Below are 16,906 nucleotides of genomic sequence, written 5' to 3' on the forward strand. Positions count from 1 at the left end.
CTAAATGAAATAATGCCTTTAGTAATGCTAGCATGGGATTTACTAAGTTACCTAAAAATCACCATTTTTAAGCAGAATTAAATTGAATTCAGTTATCTACATGATCCAAATATAAATTAAGGACACCCGTTGACTATCCAACCCGCCACAATCGTATACAACTCAGAAGGCACTCCTGTAGCAGAAGATTTCGACGATGTGTATTTCTCTAATCACAATGGACTAGAAGAGAGTCGATACGTTTTTTTGAAGAATAATCAACTGCCTGAGCGTTGGACAACACACAATCAAAGAAGTTTTGTTATTGCTGAAACAGGCTTTGGAACCGGCTTAAATTTTTTGGCTGTGTGGCAATTATTTGAGCAATATTGTCAATCTTCAACAGCTCCCTTCCCTGAGTGTTTGCATTTTATCAGCTGTGAAAAGTTTCCCATACCCAAAGCCGATTTAATCACCGCATTAGATAAATGGCCTGAACTGAAACACTACGCAATGCAATTAACAGAGCATTACCCAGATTTAGTCGCTGGCTGTCATCGTCTTAGTTTTGCACAAGGAAGGGTAATACTTGATCTTTGGTTAGGAGAAGCCACCGAGGTTTTTGCGAGTATGCATAATCAACCTCAAGGTTTAGTTGATGCTTGGTTTTTAGATGGCTTTGCCCCAAGCAAAAACCCTGAGATGTGGAATTCTAGCCTTTATCAACAAATGGCCAGACTGAGTAAACAAGGTGCCAGTTTTGCCACGTTTACAGCTGCAGGTATCGTCAAACGCGGATTAGCAGAACAAGGCTTTGATGTGAAAAAAGCCAAAGGCTTTGGACGTAAACGGGATATGCTGGTGGGTCATTTCGATCATCTTAAGGTAAACCGTCGCAGTGCGCGCTATTTTCAACGACACGGTTTAGCTGAGGCTGTCCCTTTGCAAAAACAATCCATAGGCATTATTGGCGGAGGGATAGCTGCAGCAAATTTAGCCCTATCTTTGGTCCACAAAGGATGTAAAGTGACTTTGATGTGTAAGGACGCGAAACTGGCTCAAGGGGCTTCAGGAAACCCTCAAGGCGGGTTTTACCCACAACTGAATGCCGAAGCCAATATTGCCAGTCGAATACAGGCAATCTCCTTTGGTTTTGCCTGCCGTCGATATCATCAATTGCTGAAGCAGGGCTATCAATATGCGCATCAGTGGTGTGGTGTTTTGCAGTTAGGCTTTAATCATAAGGTTTTACAGCGTCAGCAGAACTTACTGCAAAACAATATTTGGCCAGAATCACTGATTACCTATAGTGATCCACAACGCTCTACACTTATTTCCGGCATAGATTTACCCTACGAAGGATTATTTATTCCCCAAGGTGGTTGGTTAACCCCAGCCGATTTGGTTGATGCTATGTTGCAAATGGCAAAGGATTTGGGAGATTGCGAAGTATTACTAGGTGCAGATGTGTCTGCTATCAGCGAATCTAACGGACAATGGAATGTTGAACTACCTGAAAAATATTCTAGTAATGCTAAGCAATTTGACGCTTTGGTTATTGCCACAGGATCGGATATATCGAACTTTACCTACTGCGATGGGATTCCTTTTCAAATGGTCAGAGGGCAAGTTGAAGCAATTCCAACCCAAGCCCCTTTGGATAAATTGCAAAGCGTTTTATGCCACAAAGGCTACTTAACACCAGCATTAAACGGGTGCCATGCCCTAGGTTCAACTTATATCAAGGAAGATACCAATCTTGAATATCGCCACAAAGAACAAACGACCAATTTAGAGATGCACAAAAAAGCTTTAGCGAACACCACCTGGGCTGACGGTATTTATGGGCAAGATGCAGGACGAGCGGCTGTACGATGCTCTTTACCTGATCACCTTCCGGCCGTAGGGGCGGCTTTTGATCCAAAAGTACAATCGCAGCAATTCAAGGATTTATACAAAGCATTACCCATTGATCGTTATGCAGAGGCGCAGGATCTAGAAGGATTATTTATTTTTGCAGGCTTAGGCTCCAGAGGACTCACCACTGCACCATTGCTCTCCGAGTTATTGGCTTCGCAAATATGCAATGAACCCTTGCCCATGGAAAAGCAACTTCTCGATGCCCTTAATCCTAATCGCTTTTTGATAAAGAACTTAATCCGGCGGAATGACAGCTAAATCAGTATCTCACTGGTTACATAGGATGCTATTTAACGGATTTAGTCGCTAACTAACACATATTCCGGCTGCAATGACTTCACCACAAAATTGGGGATCAGGATGGACGCGCTTGCCACCACAATTTTGGAATCCATGGAAATCACTCTGGCGTTAACCCGAACGCCCTTTTCATTGCTTATTAATGTACCAGATAAGATAAAATCTAAATTTAACTGATTGGACAATTTACGGGCGTCGCGGCTAAATACCATGTCACCGTCAGCTCCCACACCTATGTAATCAGTGGTTTTAAAATCCACCACTTGCACACCAAACCCCTGCACTTCTACAATCAACATCTCAGCCAATTGATTCCCCAAAACACTCGTTTGCTTGAGTGTATTGTCGAAATTAACAAAAGATGCCACTCCAACTTTACTTTGGGTATTCAATTGTCTGCCATTTTTGACCAATTCCATGGTTAACTGCTCAGCATAACCCGATAATGATTTATGGGTGTATGTCGGTTGGTACAGGGAATTAGGAGCCCGATAAATGGCCATAGTTTGCTGATTGTTTTGGCTATTGGATTCTATCATTCGCGCTCTAGAGTCCGCGCGATAGGCTAAACCAGTTTCAGGATTCGGATTAATATCCACTTTTTCAACCGGTGCTTCTGGAGGAGGTTCTGGACTGGAAAACCAACCAACCAAGGCATTGTCAGACGAAGCACAAGCACTCAGGAACAAAACTGTTCCGGCCAAGAAAACACGACTGATGAGCATCCATTTCATCCCACTATTCCCCTTGGGTCAATTGCACACCGTCCACCATGTTGTGCTCACTAGGCAGTAGCGCGTCGACGACGTAAAAAGGCATCAACATTTGTGCGCTAGCCACCACAGCTTTACTTTCTAAACCAAGTATTCGCGCATTAACAATATAACCACCTTGATGCTTAGTCATAGTGCCCGTTAGAATATATTCGATTGGAGATTGCTCAGTTAACTCTAAAAAATCCCTGCTTAGCAAGAAATCACCTCGTTCAGTCACACGAATATATTCAGTTGCTTTAAAGTCAATGACTGGAATACGAAACTTGTGCAGTTCATGCATAAATGACTCGGTAAGTTGAAACCCAAGTAAATTACTTCTTTGTAAATCACTGTCGATGAGGGCAAAATTGGTCACCCCTACCGGAGTTTTATCGGTTATGTACTCCATGTTTGAAATTAAATCTTGGGTCATATTTTGTACGTAGTCACCAACATGCTTAGTCACCATTCGAGCATTTGTGCCAGTGCCATTACCATATAAGGCATCCGCAGGTTCACTGCCGTATAAATCCGATTGAGAAGTTGTAGATGTCTGAGCATGATCAGCAGGCTTTATCGCTGGATCAGCAACAATATTAACCACCTGCATCTGCGGGGTTATTTCAGTTTTAGATTGATTATCCGGCTTTTCTGAGTCAGCTTCACCAAATAAAGAAAAACTTGAACAGCCTGACATGAGCAACGCTGCTGTGATTAGTGGTATTAGTTTAGTCACTTAAGACTCCTTTATTTATGAACCTGTGCGGTAAATCATGCCACCTCGCATGGTGACTTTTTCTCTTAACCAAAACAATTCTGCAGGGAAAAATTTCGTTGCCGATGCCACAACATCTTTACTTTCAACATGAATAATTCTCGCATTTACAATGGCGCCTTCTTGCTGCTCGGTTATGGTTCCAGCAATATAGAAGTCAACATTTTGCAAAGGCGCTAATCGAGAAACGTCTCGACTTAAAGCGTATTCTGCTTCTTTGGTTACTAATATATCGTTTGTAATCTTATAGTCTTGAGTAATAAATCCACGACGACTGGCTTCGGTGACCATTCCTTCGGATAATTGATGGCCTAACAGCATCAACGGATGTTGATAGGTTTTATCAAATTGCAGATTAGTGACAGGAACAAAATTCACTACTGCATAGCGGTAATCGCGATTTGCCGTCAAACCAGCAAACAACTCATTGGCGAGTATCGAAGTGTGATATTCAATGTTCCCAAGTGCCGGTAACGATTCTTCATACTGCATTTTTGGCTGATTTTCAGTTTCAGACATTGAAGAACAAGCGCTCAAACACAAGGCTAATACTGTCCATATACAGCTTTGCAATTTTTGTTTATTTAGCATCTTCACTTTTTACTCTCTTATTCTAGTAATAGGGTTCTATGTTTAACAAACCCCATCCATTGTGCCATTAGCGGTTGTTTAGACATGTTTGCCTAATTGCCAACATCACTCAAAATCAGTAATACCGTTGAAAATATATGATTAAGTAAGTCTTGCTAGTTGTAGGTGAGAAATGCATATATTAAGCCATTTTTGCAAAGGCTAATTGGATTAGGTTTACATTCAGATAAGGTCCTGAATACCTCTAGAATCGGCAGAAACAGGGTTACCCTTAAAACTATCAACAGGCAAAACGGCAATGAATCACCCTTTAGCGGCAAGGATTGACAAAATCAGCGGAATAGAACGCGCTTGAGAGAGTTACATTTAAGGTGAATAACGTTAAGCATTATTTATTAAAGACTGCCACAACAATATCACTTTTTGTTGATCTTCAGGTTCAAGTTCTTTTTGTGCAAAAGCACTGTCTAGATTTTCCGTCAATAGTTTATTCAAGGTCTTGATATTGGCTTGCTCACTGATCAAAGCTTGGCTTACCACCAAAGAAAAATGCCCATGCAAGTAACCAGCAATAAACAATTCGTCATCTGTACCTGTTTCCACCACTGCGTCTAATTGCGATTCGGCTTGTTGAATAAACTCTTCTAATTGCTGATACGACACGACTTAAGGTTCCTAATGATAATGATGAATAAAATCATTGCTAAATTTCAGCAATGGGATATAAAACTTGGTCACGGTAGCCGGTTATGACGGGTATCAATCCGGACAAATGTGCATCCACTTGTACGTCCCCAATATCACTTATTAGGGGACGGCCTTGCAGAGACTGCAATTTAGATTTGGTAGCCACTATATTGATATTATCTCGGCCGATTGTTGAGACAACTTGTGGACTAAGTTGCTGGTTACCACGCCCGAAAATATGCCCTTGCCCGCCGATGAGCGTGATCACTAGCTTACAGGGCTTATTCTCTATGAACCTTAAAATATCTTTTTCAGTTGCATCCTGAAGAACCAAGTGTTGATCAACAACAATATCAACTCCCAACAAGGTGTTTGGTAACCCTAGTTCTTGCATAATTGCCCCCACAGTTGAACCCGACCCCATAATAAATACGGTTTCCGGACAATCTTGCATCAATTCAATAATCTGAGCAGCAATGTCAATTAACACTAACTCTTCGGATTCCTTTCCACCCATTTTAACGGCTTGAATATAACGCAATTCAGTTGGGACGCGCATTTCCCCGTAGTAACGAGCATTTACTTTACCTTGCCGAAATTTCTCCTCATCGATGTCTTTCACTTCGGCTTCACTTAAACTAACAATTTCCCCTTGGATTAACATATTCACCACTCGACCAGCAGATTTAGGGGTAATTGCGTAAACACCAGAATGAATTTTGCAGCCAGCGGGTACGCCTAACACTGCGACTTTATCAGCAACAATGTCATAGATATTACGGGCTGTGCCATCACCTCCAGCAAAGAGAATTAAATCGACTTTGGACTCCAATAAAGCTTGGGCGGTGCGTTGGCTATCTTCAGGCTCGGTTTGAAAGTTTTCAGGGGTATATATAACTTGAGTACGAAAGCCCATTGAACGGCACAAATCTTCGCCCATTTCTCCTGATGCGGTATAGATTGTCAGATTATCTTTATGGCCTAACAATTCTTCCAAGGCTAACTGTGTTTTCCCATTGGCACGTTTCTCAGCCCCCATTGACAATGCTTTTTCTCTAATTTCAGGCCCATCACTGCCTTTTAATGCTAGGGCGCCACCGATGCCTGCATAGGGATTAATGATTAAACCTAATTTGAATTGTCTCATGCCGTCAACCTATCCACTGATTTCGATTTTCTCTCTGTTTGTTCATTAAAAACAACGGATTTCAATGCAACCTGATAAAACGAACATAAAGCCTTAATCATAATTAACGCTCTGGGCGGAAAACCATAGTGTTGGTAATGTTTTAGTTGTTTACGCACTTTACTTTCAAATGCTGCTCTGTCTGGCTGAACGCCACTTAAATTATCGGTACTGACTTGAAACGGAAAATCTGCAGCCAGACTAAATGCCCATTCAATTGCTTGAGGTTTAACTTCCACTTGTTCAAATGCTTGCTGTTGTTGTTGATCGCGCCCATCAGGACAATACCAGTAGCCATAATCTTCTAATAATCGCCGTTGTTTGCCAGCAATACACCAATGGGCAATTTCATGGAGTCCGCTGGCGAAAAAACCATTGGCAAATACAATTTGATGATAGTCAGTTAGGTGATTAGCAGGTAAATAAATGGGTTCACTTTCGCCTTTAATCAATCGCGTATTTTCGCTTTTTTGGAAACAGTGATTAAAGATCTCAATTAGGTCGCGATAGTGATGCACAAATTATCCGAAACAGGGTTGTCATTTAGAAGTGCTATTGTAACCAATTGCAACTGAGTAACTCAACCACCATCAACGGTTGTATTCACCTAATGTATTTAGTTATTGTTATCAATGCTGGTTTGAGACAAGCTATCATACAGGGTTCATCAATTGGGAGAAAAGCATATGCTTGGACTTGCAAAGAAAATTTTCACCCTAAGCCGAATATGCAGTGCAATGGCTTTATTTTGTTCACTCTTTTTCAATGTCAGTGCCATTGAAGTACCGGCAACAGACACAGCGCCTATAATAGATGGGGTGAACAATGAACCCCAATGGCAGAAATCACAATGGCTAGCAATCGACCAAGTCATAATAGGTGGCCCATTAAACAAATACGACTTTCAAGGTCGTTATCGATTGCTGTGGGGTGCCAACAAACTCTATTTGCAGGCTGAAATTGTAGATGATCGCTTAGTTGACTTTAATGCTGATCCCTTAGATAAATATTGGGATGACGATACCTTGGAAATCTTTTTAGACGAAGATGCTTCAGGCGGTGACCACCAGTATTCATATAACGCTTTCGCGTATCATATTGCACTAGACAACCAAGTTGTTGATATTACGCCACAACGCACTTTTGCGTTATTTAATGACCACATTGAAAGCCGCTGGAAAAGAGACATTAATGCCCCTCATAAAATTATTTGGGAAATGGCAATTTCGCTTTATGCTGATGACTTTGATCCAGCAGAAAAGAACTCACCTGTGGGTTTGCACAAAGGTAAAAAGATTGGCTTTATGTTGGCCTACTGTGACAATGATAACAGTGAAACTCGCGAACACTTTATCAACTCTAAAGATGTAACCGCGGTGAATGGTGACAAAAATCGAGGTTGGATAGATGCCAGCGTGTTTGATACTTTAATTTTAGGTGAATAAAAAAGATATGAGTTTAATTCTGGATAATATTATCCAACACCTTCATCATGCGAACGAACTGCATGAGCATACTCTCGAAGCCCAGCTTACGGAGCCCTTACGAGCTTTACAACATTGGCAAACTAAGCGCCTTCTGGCGACCCATCAAAACTTATGGCAAAACAAACGTTTTCGGCCTGCAATGGGATTTTTCATTGACGAGTTATATGGCCCAAAGGACTTCAGTCAACGGGATCAAGAACTGGCTAGAGTCGTCCCCAAAATGGCCAAAATCATTCCCAAACAAGCATTAGAGTCGTTAGAAGCTGCACTACGTTTAAATAGCCTTTCTTTGGCCTTAGATATTGCATTAACAGAGCACTTAAACGCCGCCCCTGTGAACCGAGAAAGCTACGCCTTAGCTTACGTAAAATGTGATAATCAAGCACAGCGAGAAGAGCAAATTGTTTTATTAGAAAGGTTGGGGGTAGATTTGGCCGATGTAGTAAAAATTAAAGGTATTTCAACTTTATTAATGTTGTCGCGCAAGCCGGCTAAAATGGCTGGGGTTGAAAGTCTGCATCAGTTTCTTGAATCGGGGTTTAAAGCGTTTAAAAAGCTCGGCAATGTGGATGAGTTTATCCAGCCTATCATCACACGAGAGCGAGCATTAAAAAATGCGCTTTTTGCCCAACAGGCTCCCAATCCTCTCCCCGAATTTGAGGCCTAGTCATGTCAAACGAACCTATGATTAACCAAATTGATGCCCACGAAACAGCGAGACAAGAAGTGGCGAAAGAAATAACCACAGATCACCAAAACCTTCCTTGGCGATTACCTAATCCTCATATTATTAAGTGGACAATTGCACCTGAGCAAATAGACCACTATAACCATGTTAACAATGTGGCTTATGTTTCACAGCTGGAACGAGTATCTTGGTCACACTCCATGTCCCTAGGACTGGATATAGGTATCTATCAGCAATTAGATAGAGGCATGGCTATTAGTAAACATGTTATTGAATATCATGCTGCCGTCTTGCTAGGTGATCATTTACTTTGCGCAACCTGGGTGACTCACTGCGATGGCAGATTAAAATTATCTCGTCAGTTTCAGTTTATTCGTGAATCAGATGGTATGACTGTTTTGACAGCGCAAACGGACTTTGTATGCATTGCCTTAGGGTCAGGAAAACCGAAACGTATGCCAGTTGAGTTTCGAGAAACCTATGGCAAGGTATGTGTTTCTAATGAATAAGTATTGCTAAGGTTCGCAACATCATGAGTAAATTTTGGGTTCCTTTCTGGGTGTTATGTTTAGGGATTTCGTTATCTTTAAACCTGTATTTTTGGTGGCAACTAAAATCCATTAATACCACAGTCGAAGTCAATGCTGCTAGACAAACTCAGTCACCAAACTCAAAGAACAAAATCAATTCGCCCGCTGATGCTTTACCTGAGGTTTACCAGCAGTCCGGGGAGCAGCAAAATCATAGTCTCGCCAATAATTCAGATAAAAACAGTCAATACCAAAAAGCCATTTACTGGATAAAACAACAACTGGCTGCCGGTGAGCTAGTAGAGGCAAAGGAGGCAATCCAAGCTTATTTACGTCATCAACCTCAAAACATTGATTACCTATTACTCGAAGGGCAACTCATTGCTAAAACTGCGCCCATTGATGAAGTATTAGCACACTACTATGGGCTACTCGATTTTCCTTTAGAGACGGAAGAAAAAGCGAAAGTACTAGCCCTGATCACTGAGCTTACCAGCAGTAATATCAGCAAACTCAAAGCAATTCGGTCCTGGGATGTACTGGCTACATTTCTTGAGCCTTTGTGGCAATTTGATCCGACTCGACGCTCCATAATAGTCGCTTTAGCCGAAGCCTATGCGTATCAAAATCAAGAGTTTTTAATGGAGAATGTGTTGGCATCCCTGCAACAGGGTGATCTTGATGCTGCGCGAATAAGACAAATTTTGGCGCAACAAACGTCCCCTATCAAAACCTCAACTCCCCTACAAGAAAACGAACCTATTGTTAATGATTATGAGCGCAATATAAAACTGCGCGCTTTAGGTGATCATTACACAACCCCGATTATGATTGGCAGAAGTACTCACGAGTTGATGCTTGATACTGGCGCAACCACCACAGTTCTGACCTCAGAAGCCTTTGATAGAATTTCCAGACGTACGAGTTGGGAATATGTAGGAACTTATAAAATAAATACCGCAGGTGGACTGTTTGACGCACCAGTCTATCAATTAAAGCAGGTATTCTTTGCCGGTTTTCGATTAGATAATGTGGCCATAGTGGTATTGCCTATGCCAGATTTTAGCTACGCAGATGGTTTACTTGGCATGAATATCCTGCGCCAATTCGATTTTAAAATAGACCAGCAAAATGACAGGCTACTTTTGAACAGAAATGACTCTTAGAGAAAGCTAAAAGGTAATGTCTATTTCCGGTTGCGCTTTTTGTAACTCAAAGTGCTCTATTTGGTTTTGAATAGCAAAATTTCGCAGCGTTAGCGTGATCCCCTGCCCTTTCATATTGCCACTAGATGGCTGAAAAGAACATAAACTCAATAACTCTGTAAACTCGTTAACGGACCAAAAATAACACTGTCTAAACCCCGTTAATAAGAGAGCGTGCCCTTTTTCCGTTTCCACGAAATGGGTCTTTGGAGTAACTTGTAAGTAATTAAAGTAAGCTTTCACCAATTCGCCAGTTTCACCTTGGTTTGTCAATTTAGCCACAAATGCCCGCAGTCTAACCTCGTCCCTGTTTTCTTGCGCAATATCTTGAACTTGCTTGAAGCTCATTGGCTCACCGTATTTAACAATCGCCTGCTCTACGGTTTTATTATAAACCGGTAAAATATCAAGATAGCGGCTTGCGATACGATAGGTGAGTGAAATCTGATGAATAAACCCCAGATCTTTGTCAAAACGTAGAGATAGGCTTTGCAGAAGTTCAGATTCTAAATAAGGTTGTCTAAAAACAATATCGACTTTTTCACTGCGATTGCCGCCAGAAATATACTGTACTTCACCATTTTGATTAATTAAATTAAGGGTTTGACCAAGAACATTGTCGCCAATTCTAACATCGCGAATATCCATTTGAGACTGAACGTGGAGGTTTTGATTGACGTCGAAGCGAGACAAACTAGATAAGTTTTTATCATCTTGAGCAAACACATTGAGAACTAAAAACCCACACCCTAAACAGATACTTCTAAGCATAATTAAACTTCACATTCTGGTTTGATTATAAAAATCAATGATTTCAAATTAGTTAACAGAGTATATACCCAAGTAGGGGGAAAATGCAGATTTGTGTAGACAAGTTAGTTTTAGGTATTTTCCCTAAAGCTGTTTCTCTGAAATGAAATCAACTTTAATAAGACATTTTCTTTGCGGGTATTCCCAACAAAACCAAAGCTGCGAGTAAGGCTGTTAGCGCAGAAAATAAGAAGGCTTGATAAGAACCGGCCCCTTGTTGCCACAAGTATCCCGATACATAATTGCCTATCGCGCCACCTAGTCCAAATGCGATACTAATGTAAAGTGCCTGTCCACGACTTTGGTATGCCTGTCCAAAATAATCATGAATAAACTTGATTGAAGCAGCGTGATGCATTCCAAAACTAAAGGCATGTATTATCTGGCTTAAAATCAAGATCCACAAATATTCTGCAGCCACACCTAACACATACCAGCGCATTGCGGTAAGACCAATACTGATAAATAAAATCCACTTCAGTCCAAAAACTTTAATCAATTTTCCCGCTAACAGAAATATCACTATTTCAGCGGCTACCGCTAAAGCCAGTAAAATGCCAGTAGTTTGGCCGCTGTAGCCTAAATCTCGTGTATATAATGCAAAAAATCCATAATAAGTCGCGAAGCTAACTTGCAAGAATATGGCACTGAACATAAACAATATAAAAGGAGTGGTACAAGCTTTACGCCAAATGCTGCCATTTGCAGTCTGACTTATCACCTTACCAGGCCCTTCATAAATAAATAAAGTGGCAATAAACAAGCAGAATAATACTGCAAAACTGACATAGATAGGTGCGTCGGAGGAGCTTATATCAATGGCTTTACCGGTAATGATGGTTAAAATGATAAACCCCACACTACCCCATAAACGAATGCGGCTGTAGCGGCTAGGATCACTGGCAACACAATTGAGAGTTAATACTTCCAGTTGCGGTAATACCGCAGTCCAAAACATCATCATTAAAGCAAAGGCTAAGGTTAAGCCCCAAAAACCGTCTAGCCAGAATACCAAGCAAAAGGTGGATACAGTCAGCAAGCAGCCTAACCTTAATATAGCGAGGCCTTTACCTGACTTGTCCGCCATAGACGCCCAAAGGTTTGGGCCTAGGATACGAGTTATGGTGATGAGCGCAAACAACTCGCCAATCTGTTGTGAACTGAAGCCCCTACCATCCAAAAAAACGCCTAAATAAGGCACTAGCACCCCTAACTGCCCAAAGTAGAGCAGATAGGTGATAGCCAACAAAATTAAATTCGTTTTAGACTGTGCTTGCCCAGACGCGGAGCTAGCGCCGAGCAAAGGTTTTACGCCTGTCCGGGAATAATAGGTGTGATTGAAGTAACATCTGCATTTTGACCTCGATGCCGCAACAGGTGATCCATTAATACAATCGCCATCATAGCTTCAGCAATGGGGACGGCGCGGATCCCAACACATGGATCATGACGTCCACGGGTAATAATTTCAGCCGCTTCACCGTGAATATCCACTGAGTCACCAGGAACACTAATACTAGAAGTGGGTTTAAGGGCTAAGTGCACTAGCAAATCTTGTCCCGAGGATATTCCCCCCAAAATACCGCCAGCCCGATTGGTTTTAAATCCCTCGGGTGTGATCTCATCGCGGTGTTCACTGCCCTTTTGTTCCACAACATCAAAGCCGTCACCTACCTCAACGCCTTTTACTGCATTAATTCCCATCATCGCAGAAGCCAAATCCGCGTCTAAACGATCAAATATGGGTTCGCCCAATCCAACGGGCATATTTTTGGCAACTACGGATACCTTAGCGCCGATTGAATCTCCCTGTTTGATTAAATCTCGCATATATTCATCGAGCTCATCAAGTTTGCTAGGATCGGGACAGAAAAACGCATTTGTATTTGTCACACTTTGGTCAACATTATCAATTTTTATTGGCCCTAGTTGTGACAAATAGCCGTGTATTTCGATGCCGTGCACTTGTTTTAAATACTTCTTGGCAATACCACCAGCAGCCACACGAATAGCCGTTTCACGGGCAGAAGAACGACCACCGCCGCGGTAATCCCGTAAACCATATTTCTGCTGATAGGTGTAATCAGCATGTCCAGGACGGAAGGTATCTTTGATTTTCGAATAATCTTGACTGCGTTGGTTAGTATTATTAATTAGCAAACCAATACTTGTACCTGTGGTTTTTCCTTCAAACACGCCCGACAAAATTTGCACTTCGTCACCTTCCCGTCTAGCGGTGGTGTAGCGAGATGTCCCTGGTTTGCGACGATTCAAATCAATTTGCAGATCTGCTTCGCTAATGTCTAAATTAGGTGGACATCCGTCAACGACTCCACCAATGGCAATACCATGACTTTCGCCGAAAGTAGTCACAGTAAACAGCTTACCAAATGTATTTCCAGCCATATCTTTTTCAGTTCCTAAGGTTAACTATGTGTAGCCCAATATGCTTTAAGCGTCGCTTGATTAATTGCAAACACACCACTTCCGCCGTGTTCAAATTCGACCCATTCAATCTCTAAATCTGGATATTTATAATCCATGTGCACTTCACTATTTCCCACTTCTACAAACAACCAGCCATCTGGATTTAAGTGCTCTACAGCTTGGCGCAGAATGTGATCAACCAAGTCTAGTCCATCTTCACCCGCGGCCAAGCCGAGTTCAGGCTCATGCTGAAATTCATCGGGTAAGTCAGCCATATCTTCAGCATCCACGTATGGTGGGTTCGACACAATTAAATCGTATTTATGCCCTTGCAATGCACTCATTAAATCTGACTTGATGGGAAATACCTGCTCACTCATAGCATGCTCTTGAATATTGATATCAGCTACTTGTAGGGCATCATCACTGATATCAACGGCATCTATTTGAGCTTCTGCAAACTCATACGCCAAGGCAATAGCAATACAAGCACTACCTGTGCATAAATCGAGAATATGCTGTGGTTCTGTTTTTAACCAAGACGAAAAATGTTGGTTAATCAATTCTGCAAAAGGAGAGCGAGGTACTAGCACACGCTCATCCACATAAAAAGGCAATCCGCAAAACCAAGCTTGATTGGTCAAATAAGCTACAGGCACTTTTTCAGTGATGCGCCTTTTTACCAAGGCCAAAATTTGGCTTTTCTCGGCTGTGGTTAACCTTGACTGTAACAACATTCGGCTATCATCTTCAGGCATATTTTGCGGTAAATGTAGTACTTGCAGAGCAAGTGTTAACGCTTCGCTCCAAGCGTTATCCGTGCCATGTCCAAAATATAAATCAGCTTGATTAAATAGGCTCATGGACCACCTCACCACATCCAAAATGGAAATGAGTTCAGTGGCGGTACTTTCCAAATCAATGGAGTCAATTGATGTCATATAAAATGGTCTTATTTAAGGTGTTTAGTGCCCGTCAGTATTTTGCTATGCTTCTGATAAAATTGCCTGTCAAATTACGCATAAACCATAACAAAATATGAAAAAGCAGCCTAACAATCCGTTTAAAAGGTTATCGATTGCGCCAGTTAACCCCCCAGAGCCAGACGACCATTCACTATTTCGAGGTGAATTTAAGGATGTTGCGCAAATTAAGCAGGACAAAATAACGCCTCCGCGGCCTTCCAGCAAGAAAATTTCGCATTTACAGCATAAAAAACAGCAAGAAAACCTCGAAACTAAACAAGCAGCCGCATCCTTCCATTTTTCAGATGGTTTTGAAGCCTATTTTTCTGAACAAGGCCCCCTTAAATATATTAAACCCGGAAAACCTAGTTATGAAGTCAAGCGACTCCGACGAGGTGAATACCCCCCAGATCTGATTTTGGATTTACATGGATTAACCAAAGAAAATGCTAAGCTAGAAATAGCAGCACTCATTGTTGCGGCTAAGAAACAGAATGCCCACTGCGTGTGCATTGTGCATGGTCTGGGTTCACTCGTGTTAAAAAACGCCGTACCCAATTGGTTGGTGCAACACCCTGATGTCGAAGGTTTTCACCAAGCCCCATTAGAATGGGGTGGTAAAGGCGCTCTACTGGTCTTAATTGAGCAACCAGAATCATTTACTGATTTTTTTTGATTCAATAAATCCCGATTGCTCAAAGGGTTTTCAACCTACCCGATTTTATAAGTCGTGACTAGTGTTGTGTAAAAACAAGTAAGTGTAATACGCGCAAATCCCCACAACTACTGACAAGCCTAGTAGAGAACCCCAAACCACCGGATCTTTTAATAATAATGCAAACATGTCGATTTCCTCATGTAGATATAAATTGATGAATTAGTTTATGGGGTAAGTATAAATTCGCGGCATAAAAGAGAACTGATCTGGATCAACAAATTGAACATATTTTAAGCTAGATTTTAAAACTGTCTGCAAAAGGTGACACAGCAAAGTATAAAACCGCCTTTAAGAATCATAACTATTTGATTTAATTAAATATTTAAATAGTGGAATGAATTATGCGACACCTAAAGTTCCCATGCTTAACAGACATTTTTAAAGAACTAAATAGGTAATTTATCATGTATCACTCACATCAAAGTCAAGTAAGAACACGACCTATCTACAATTACAGACACCCAGCAACTTCGCTGAGTGCATCAGACGTCAGTTCTCAAAACGAGCGTATCAGTGTAATAGGTTTGGGTTTGATGGGGAGTTTACTCAGCGTTTCTTTTGCCAATAATGGGCATAAAGTGATTGCCGTAGATATGGACTCTCGTAAAGTAAATGGAATTAACCAAAACCACTCCCCCATTCAAGACGCAGAACTTGAAGAAGCAATAGTATCCGCTCGAAGTAAACGCAATTTGGTGGCAACTAGTGATTTGCATAATGCTATTTTACAAACAGAGGTAACCTTAGTTTGTATTGGCAAAGTAGATGCTCAGGAATCGACAGTGGCCAAAAATATAGAAACGGTTTGCCAACAAATTGGCGCGACCTTAGCAATCAAAGGTCACTACCATCTTATTGTTATCCACAGCGATTTAAAATCTACCTGTACAGAGAAACACCTAAAACCAATCTTAGAAAAATGGTCTAATAAGCGCTGTGGTAAAGATTTTGGTCTATGCTATTTACCACTACATGTTGCTCACAAAAGCCAATATTCGACGGCAAAATTAAATGAGGGAATTTTACAAGGAACTCACGACAATAAAAGTGCCAATGCCGCCTCTAGGTTGTTCTCTACCCTGGATATCGGTTTAAAGAACGTGGGTGTCACCGCCAAACTACATTCAGATTGAGCAATGTGAGTAGCTAGAATTAGTCAAATAACTTCCAGAACCAGCTTTTGTCTAATTCAGCTTCGCATTTTTTTAGTTGAGTAGCATAGCGCAGTGAACGGGCGTTAACCTTTTTCGCAACTTTAACTAACCAGGCTTTTTTGTTGTAGGTGCGCCTTTTATAACCACCCCAACCTTCGTGGTAATTAAGGTATTGGGCGTATGCATCCCATTTAGAAATGCCATTCACTTTATAAGTCTTTGAAATAAACCATCCCATAAAATCAATGGCATCATCGAAATCATCTCGATCCGCTCCGCTATTTTTAGTTTCTCTAATATAATCAGACCAAGTGGGCGTTTTTGCTTGAGAATACCCATAGGCACTGCTGATTCTCCCCCAAGGAATAAGTCCAAAAAACACATAATCTCTAGGAGGTAAGGCATCATGCCGAAAGGAACTTTCTTGATACATCATCGACATGGGGACATGTATTGGCACTCCCCACTTTTCATTCATGTCTTTAGCCGCGTCATACCAATGACTTTTTTCTTCGAAGATATTACAAATATTGCTGATATTTTTGGGAGGAGTGGTGCTGCAGCCCACGAAAAATAGGGATAGTACTGCAACCAAGAAAGTTTTTACGAAAAAACTAGGATTTTTTATGAACTTTCTCATTACTACTGACTCTATACCTATGTGTGTTTAAGTTTTTGTGTGTTTTCCCTGGTAGTAGTTTAATGCCTGACCTTGAGTCAGGCATTTTT

Annotated in this window: 18 protein-coding genes; 7 read left to right on the forward strand and 11 right to left on the reverse strand. The window is 41.3% G+C overall.

What is annotated here, in order from left to right; translation table 11 throughout:
* Positions 1–129 precede the first annotated feature (129 nt).
* On the forward strand, positions 130–2,157 hold the full coding sequence (mnmC, locus tag Q4574_RS18665) for a bifunctional tRNA (5-methylaminomethyl-2-thiouridine)(34)-methyltransferase MnmD/FAD-dependent 5-carboxymethylaminomethyl-2-thiouridine(34) oxidoreductase MnmC (RefSeq protein ID WP_303476456.1): 2,028 nt from the start codon (positions 130–132) through the stop codon (positions 2,155–2,157).
* A 41-nt stretch (positions 2,158–2,198) separates the two neighbouring features.
* On the opposite strand, the gene Q4574_RS18670 is transcribed toward mnmC, so the two are convergent.
* The 6 genes from Q4574_RS18670 to Q4574_RS18695 form a co-directional block, all read right to left on the reverse strand.
* Complete coding sequence (locus tag Q4574_RS18670; protein WP_303476458.1) at positions 2,199–2,933, reverse strand: FlgO family outer membrane protein; 735 nt, start codon at positions 2,931–2,933, stop codon at positions 2,199–2,201.
* 4 nt (positions 2,934–2,937) lie between these two features.
* Positions 2,938–3,690, reverse strand: a complete 753-nt coding sequence (locus Q4574_RS18675) for a FlgO family outer membrane protein (RefSeq protein ID WP_303476460.1) — start codon at positions 3,688–3,690, stop codon at positions 2,938–2,940.
* A gap of 15 nt (positions 3,691–3,705) precedes the next feature.
* A complete protein-coding gene (locus Q4574_RS18680; protein WP_303476528.1) occupies positions 3,706–4,320 on the reverse strand; it encodes a FlgO family outer membrane protein in 615 nt (204 codons plus the stop codon).
* A 381-nt stretch (positions 4,321–4,701) separates the two neighbouring features.
* Positions 4,702–4,983, reverse strand: a complete 282-nt coding sequence (locus tag Q4574_RS18685) for a YfcL family protein (protein ID WP_303476462.1) — start codon at positions 4,981–4,983, stop codon at positions 4,702–4,704.
* A 40-nt stretch (positions 4,984–5,023) separates the two neighbouring features.
* Positions 5,024–6,154: an ATP-NAD kinase family protein gene (locus Q4574_RS18690; RefSeq protein ID WP_303476465.1), complete on the reverse strand. Its 1,131-nt coding sequence runs from the start codon at positions 6,152–6,154 to the stop codon at positions 5,024–5,026.
* A complete protein-coding gene (locus Q4574_RS18695) occupies positions 6,151–6,711 on the reverse strand; it encodes an elongation factor P hydroxylase (RefSeq protein ID WP_303476468.1) in 561 nt (186 codons plus the stop codon). The genes Q4574_RS18690 and Q4574_RS18695 overlap by 4 nt, the downstream gene beginning before the upstream one ends.
* A 168-nt stretch (positions 6,712–6,879) precedes the next feature.
* On the opposite strand from Q4574_RS18695, the gene Q4574_RS18700 reads away from it, so the two are divergent.
* The 4 genes from Q4574_RS18700 to Q4574_RS18715 are packed head-to-tail and all read left to right on the forward strand — an operon-like array spanning position 6,880 to position 10,064.
* Positions 6,880–7,638: a sugar-binding protein gene (locus Q4574_RS18700; protein ID WP_303476471.1), complete on the forward strand. Its 759-nt coding sequence runs from the start codon at positions 6,880–6,882 to the stop codon at positions 7,636–7,638.
* Positions 7,639–7,645: 7 nt separating this feature from the next.
* On the forward strand, positions 7,646–8,347 hold the full coding sequence (locus Q4574_RS18705) for a hypothetical protein (protein WP_303476474.1): 702 nt from the start codon (positions 7,646–7,648) through the stop codon (positions 8,345–8,347).
* A 2-nt stretch (positions 8,348–8,349) separates the two neighbouring features.
* Positions 8,350–8,877, forward strand: a complete 528-nt coding sequence (locus Q4574_RS18710; protein WP_303476477.1) for a thioesterase family protein — start codon at positions 8,350–8,352, stop codon at positions 8,875–8,877.
* Between the two features lie 23 nt (positions 8,878–8,900).
* Positions 8,901–10,064 (forward strand): TIGR02281 family clan AA aspartic protease, encoded by a 1,164-nt coding sequence (locus tag Q4574_RS18715; protein WP_303476479.1) that lies wholly within the window; start codon positions 8,901–8,903, stop codon positions 10,062–10,064.
* Positions 10,065–10,070: 6 nt separating this feature from the next.
* Here the strand turns inward: Q4574_RS18715 and Q4574_RS18720 are convergent, their stop codons facing one another.
* The 4 genes from Q4574_RS18720 to prmB form a co-directional block, all read right to left on the reverse strand.
* The gene (locus tag Q4574_RS18720; RefSeq protein ID WP_303476481.1) at positions 10,071–10,874 is read right to left on the reverse strand and encodes a hypothetical protein; all 804 of its coding nucleotides are present in this window, start codon (positions 10,872–10,874) and stop codon (positions 10,071–10,073) included.
* Positions 10,875–11,028: 154 nt separating this feature from the next.
* Positions 11,029–12,162 carry an MFS transporter gene (locus Q4574_RS18725; protein WP_303476530.1) on the reverse strand — a complete coding sequence of 378 codons (1,134 nt, stop codon included), beginning with the start codon at positions 12,160–12,162 and terminating at the stop codon, positions 11,029–11,031.
* A 59-nt stretch (positions 12,163–12,221) separates the two neighbouring features.
* Positions 12,222–13,319 carry a chorismate synthase gene (aroC, locus tag Q4574_RS18730; protein ID WP_303476483.1) on the reverse strand — a complete coding sequence of 366 codons (1,098 nt, stop codon included), beginning with the start codon at positions 13,317–13,319 and terminating at the stop codon, positions 12,222–12,224.
* Between the two features lie 20 nt (positions 13,320–13,339).
* On the reverse strand, positions 13,340–14,281 hold the full coding sequence (prmB, locus tag Q4574_RS18735; protein WP_303476486.1) for a 50S ribosomal protein L3 N(5)-glutamine methyltransferase: 942 nt from the start codon (positions 14,279–14,281) through the stop codon (positions 13,340–13,342).
* A 97-nt stretch (positions 14,282–14,378) separates the two neighbouring features.
* On the opposite strand from prmB, the gene smrB reads away from it, so the two are divergent.
* The gene (gene smrB, locus Q4574_RS18740) at positions 14,379–14,981 is read left to right on the forward strand and encodes an endonuclease SmrB (protein ID WP_303476490.1); all 603 of its coding nucleotides are present in this window, start codon (positions 14,379–14,381) and stop codon (positions 14,979–14,981) included.
* Positions 14,982–15,427: 446 nt separating this feature from the next.
* Positions 15,428–16,156 (forward strand): NAD(P)-binding domain-containing protein, encoded by a 729-nt coding sequence (locus Q4574_RS18745; protein WP_303476493.1) that lies wholly within the window; start codon positions 15,428–15,430, stop codon positions 16,154–16,156.
* Positions 16,157–16,175: 19 nt separating this feature from the next.
* Here the strand turns inward: Q4574_RS18745 and Q4574_RS18750 are convergent, their stop codons facing one another.
* On the reverse strand, positions 16,176–16,817 hold the full coding sequence (locus tag Q4574_RS18750) for a hypothetical protein (protein WP_303476496.1): 642 nt from the start codon (positions 16,815–16,817) through the stop codon (positions 16,176–16,178).
* Positions 16,818–16,906: the final 89 nt, after the last annotated feature.

Source organism: Aliiglaciecola sp. 3_MG-2023 (assembly GCF_030548205.1).
Lineage (GTDB): Bacteria > Pseudomonadota > Gammaproteobacteria > Enterobacterales > Alteromonadaceae > Aliiglaciecola.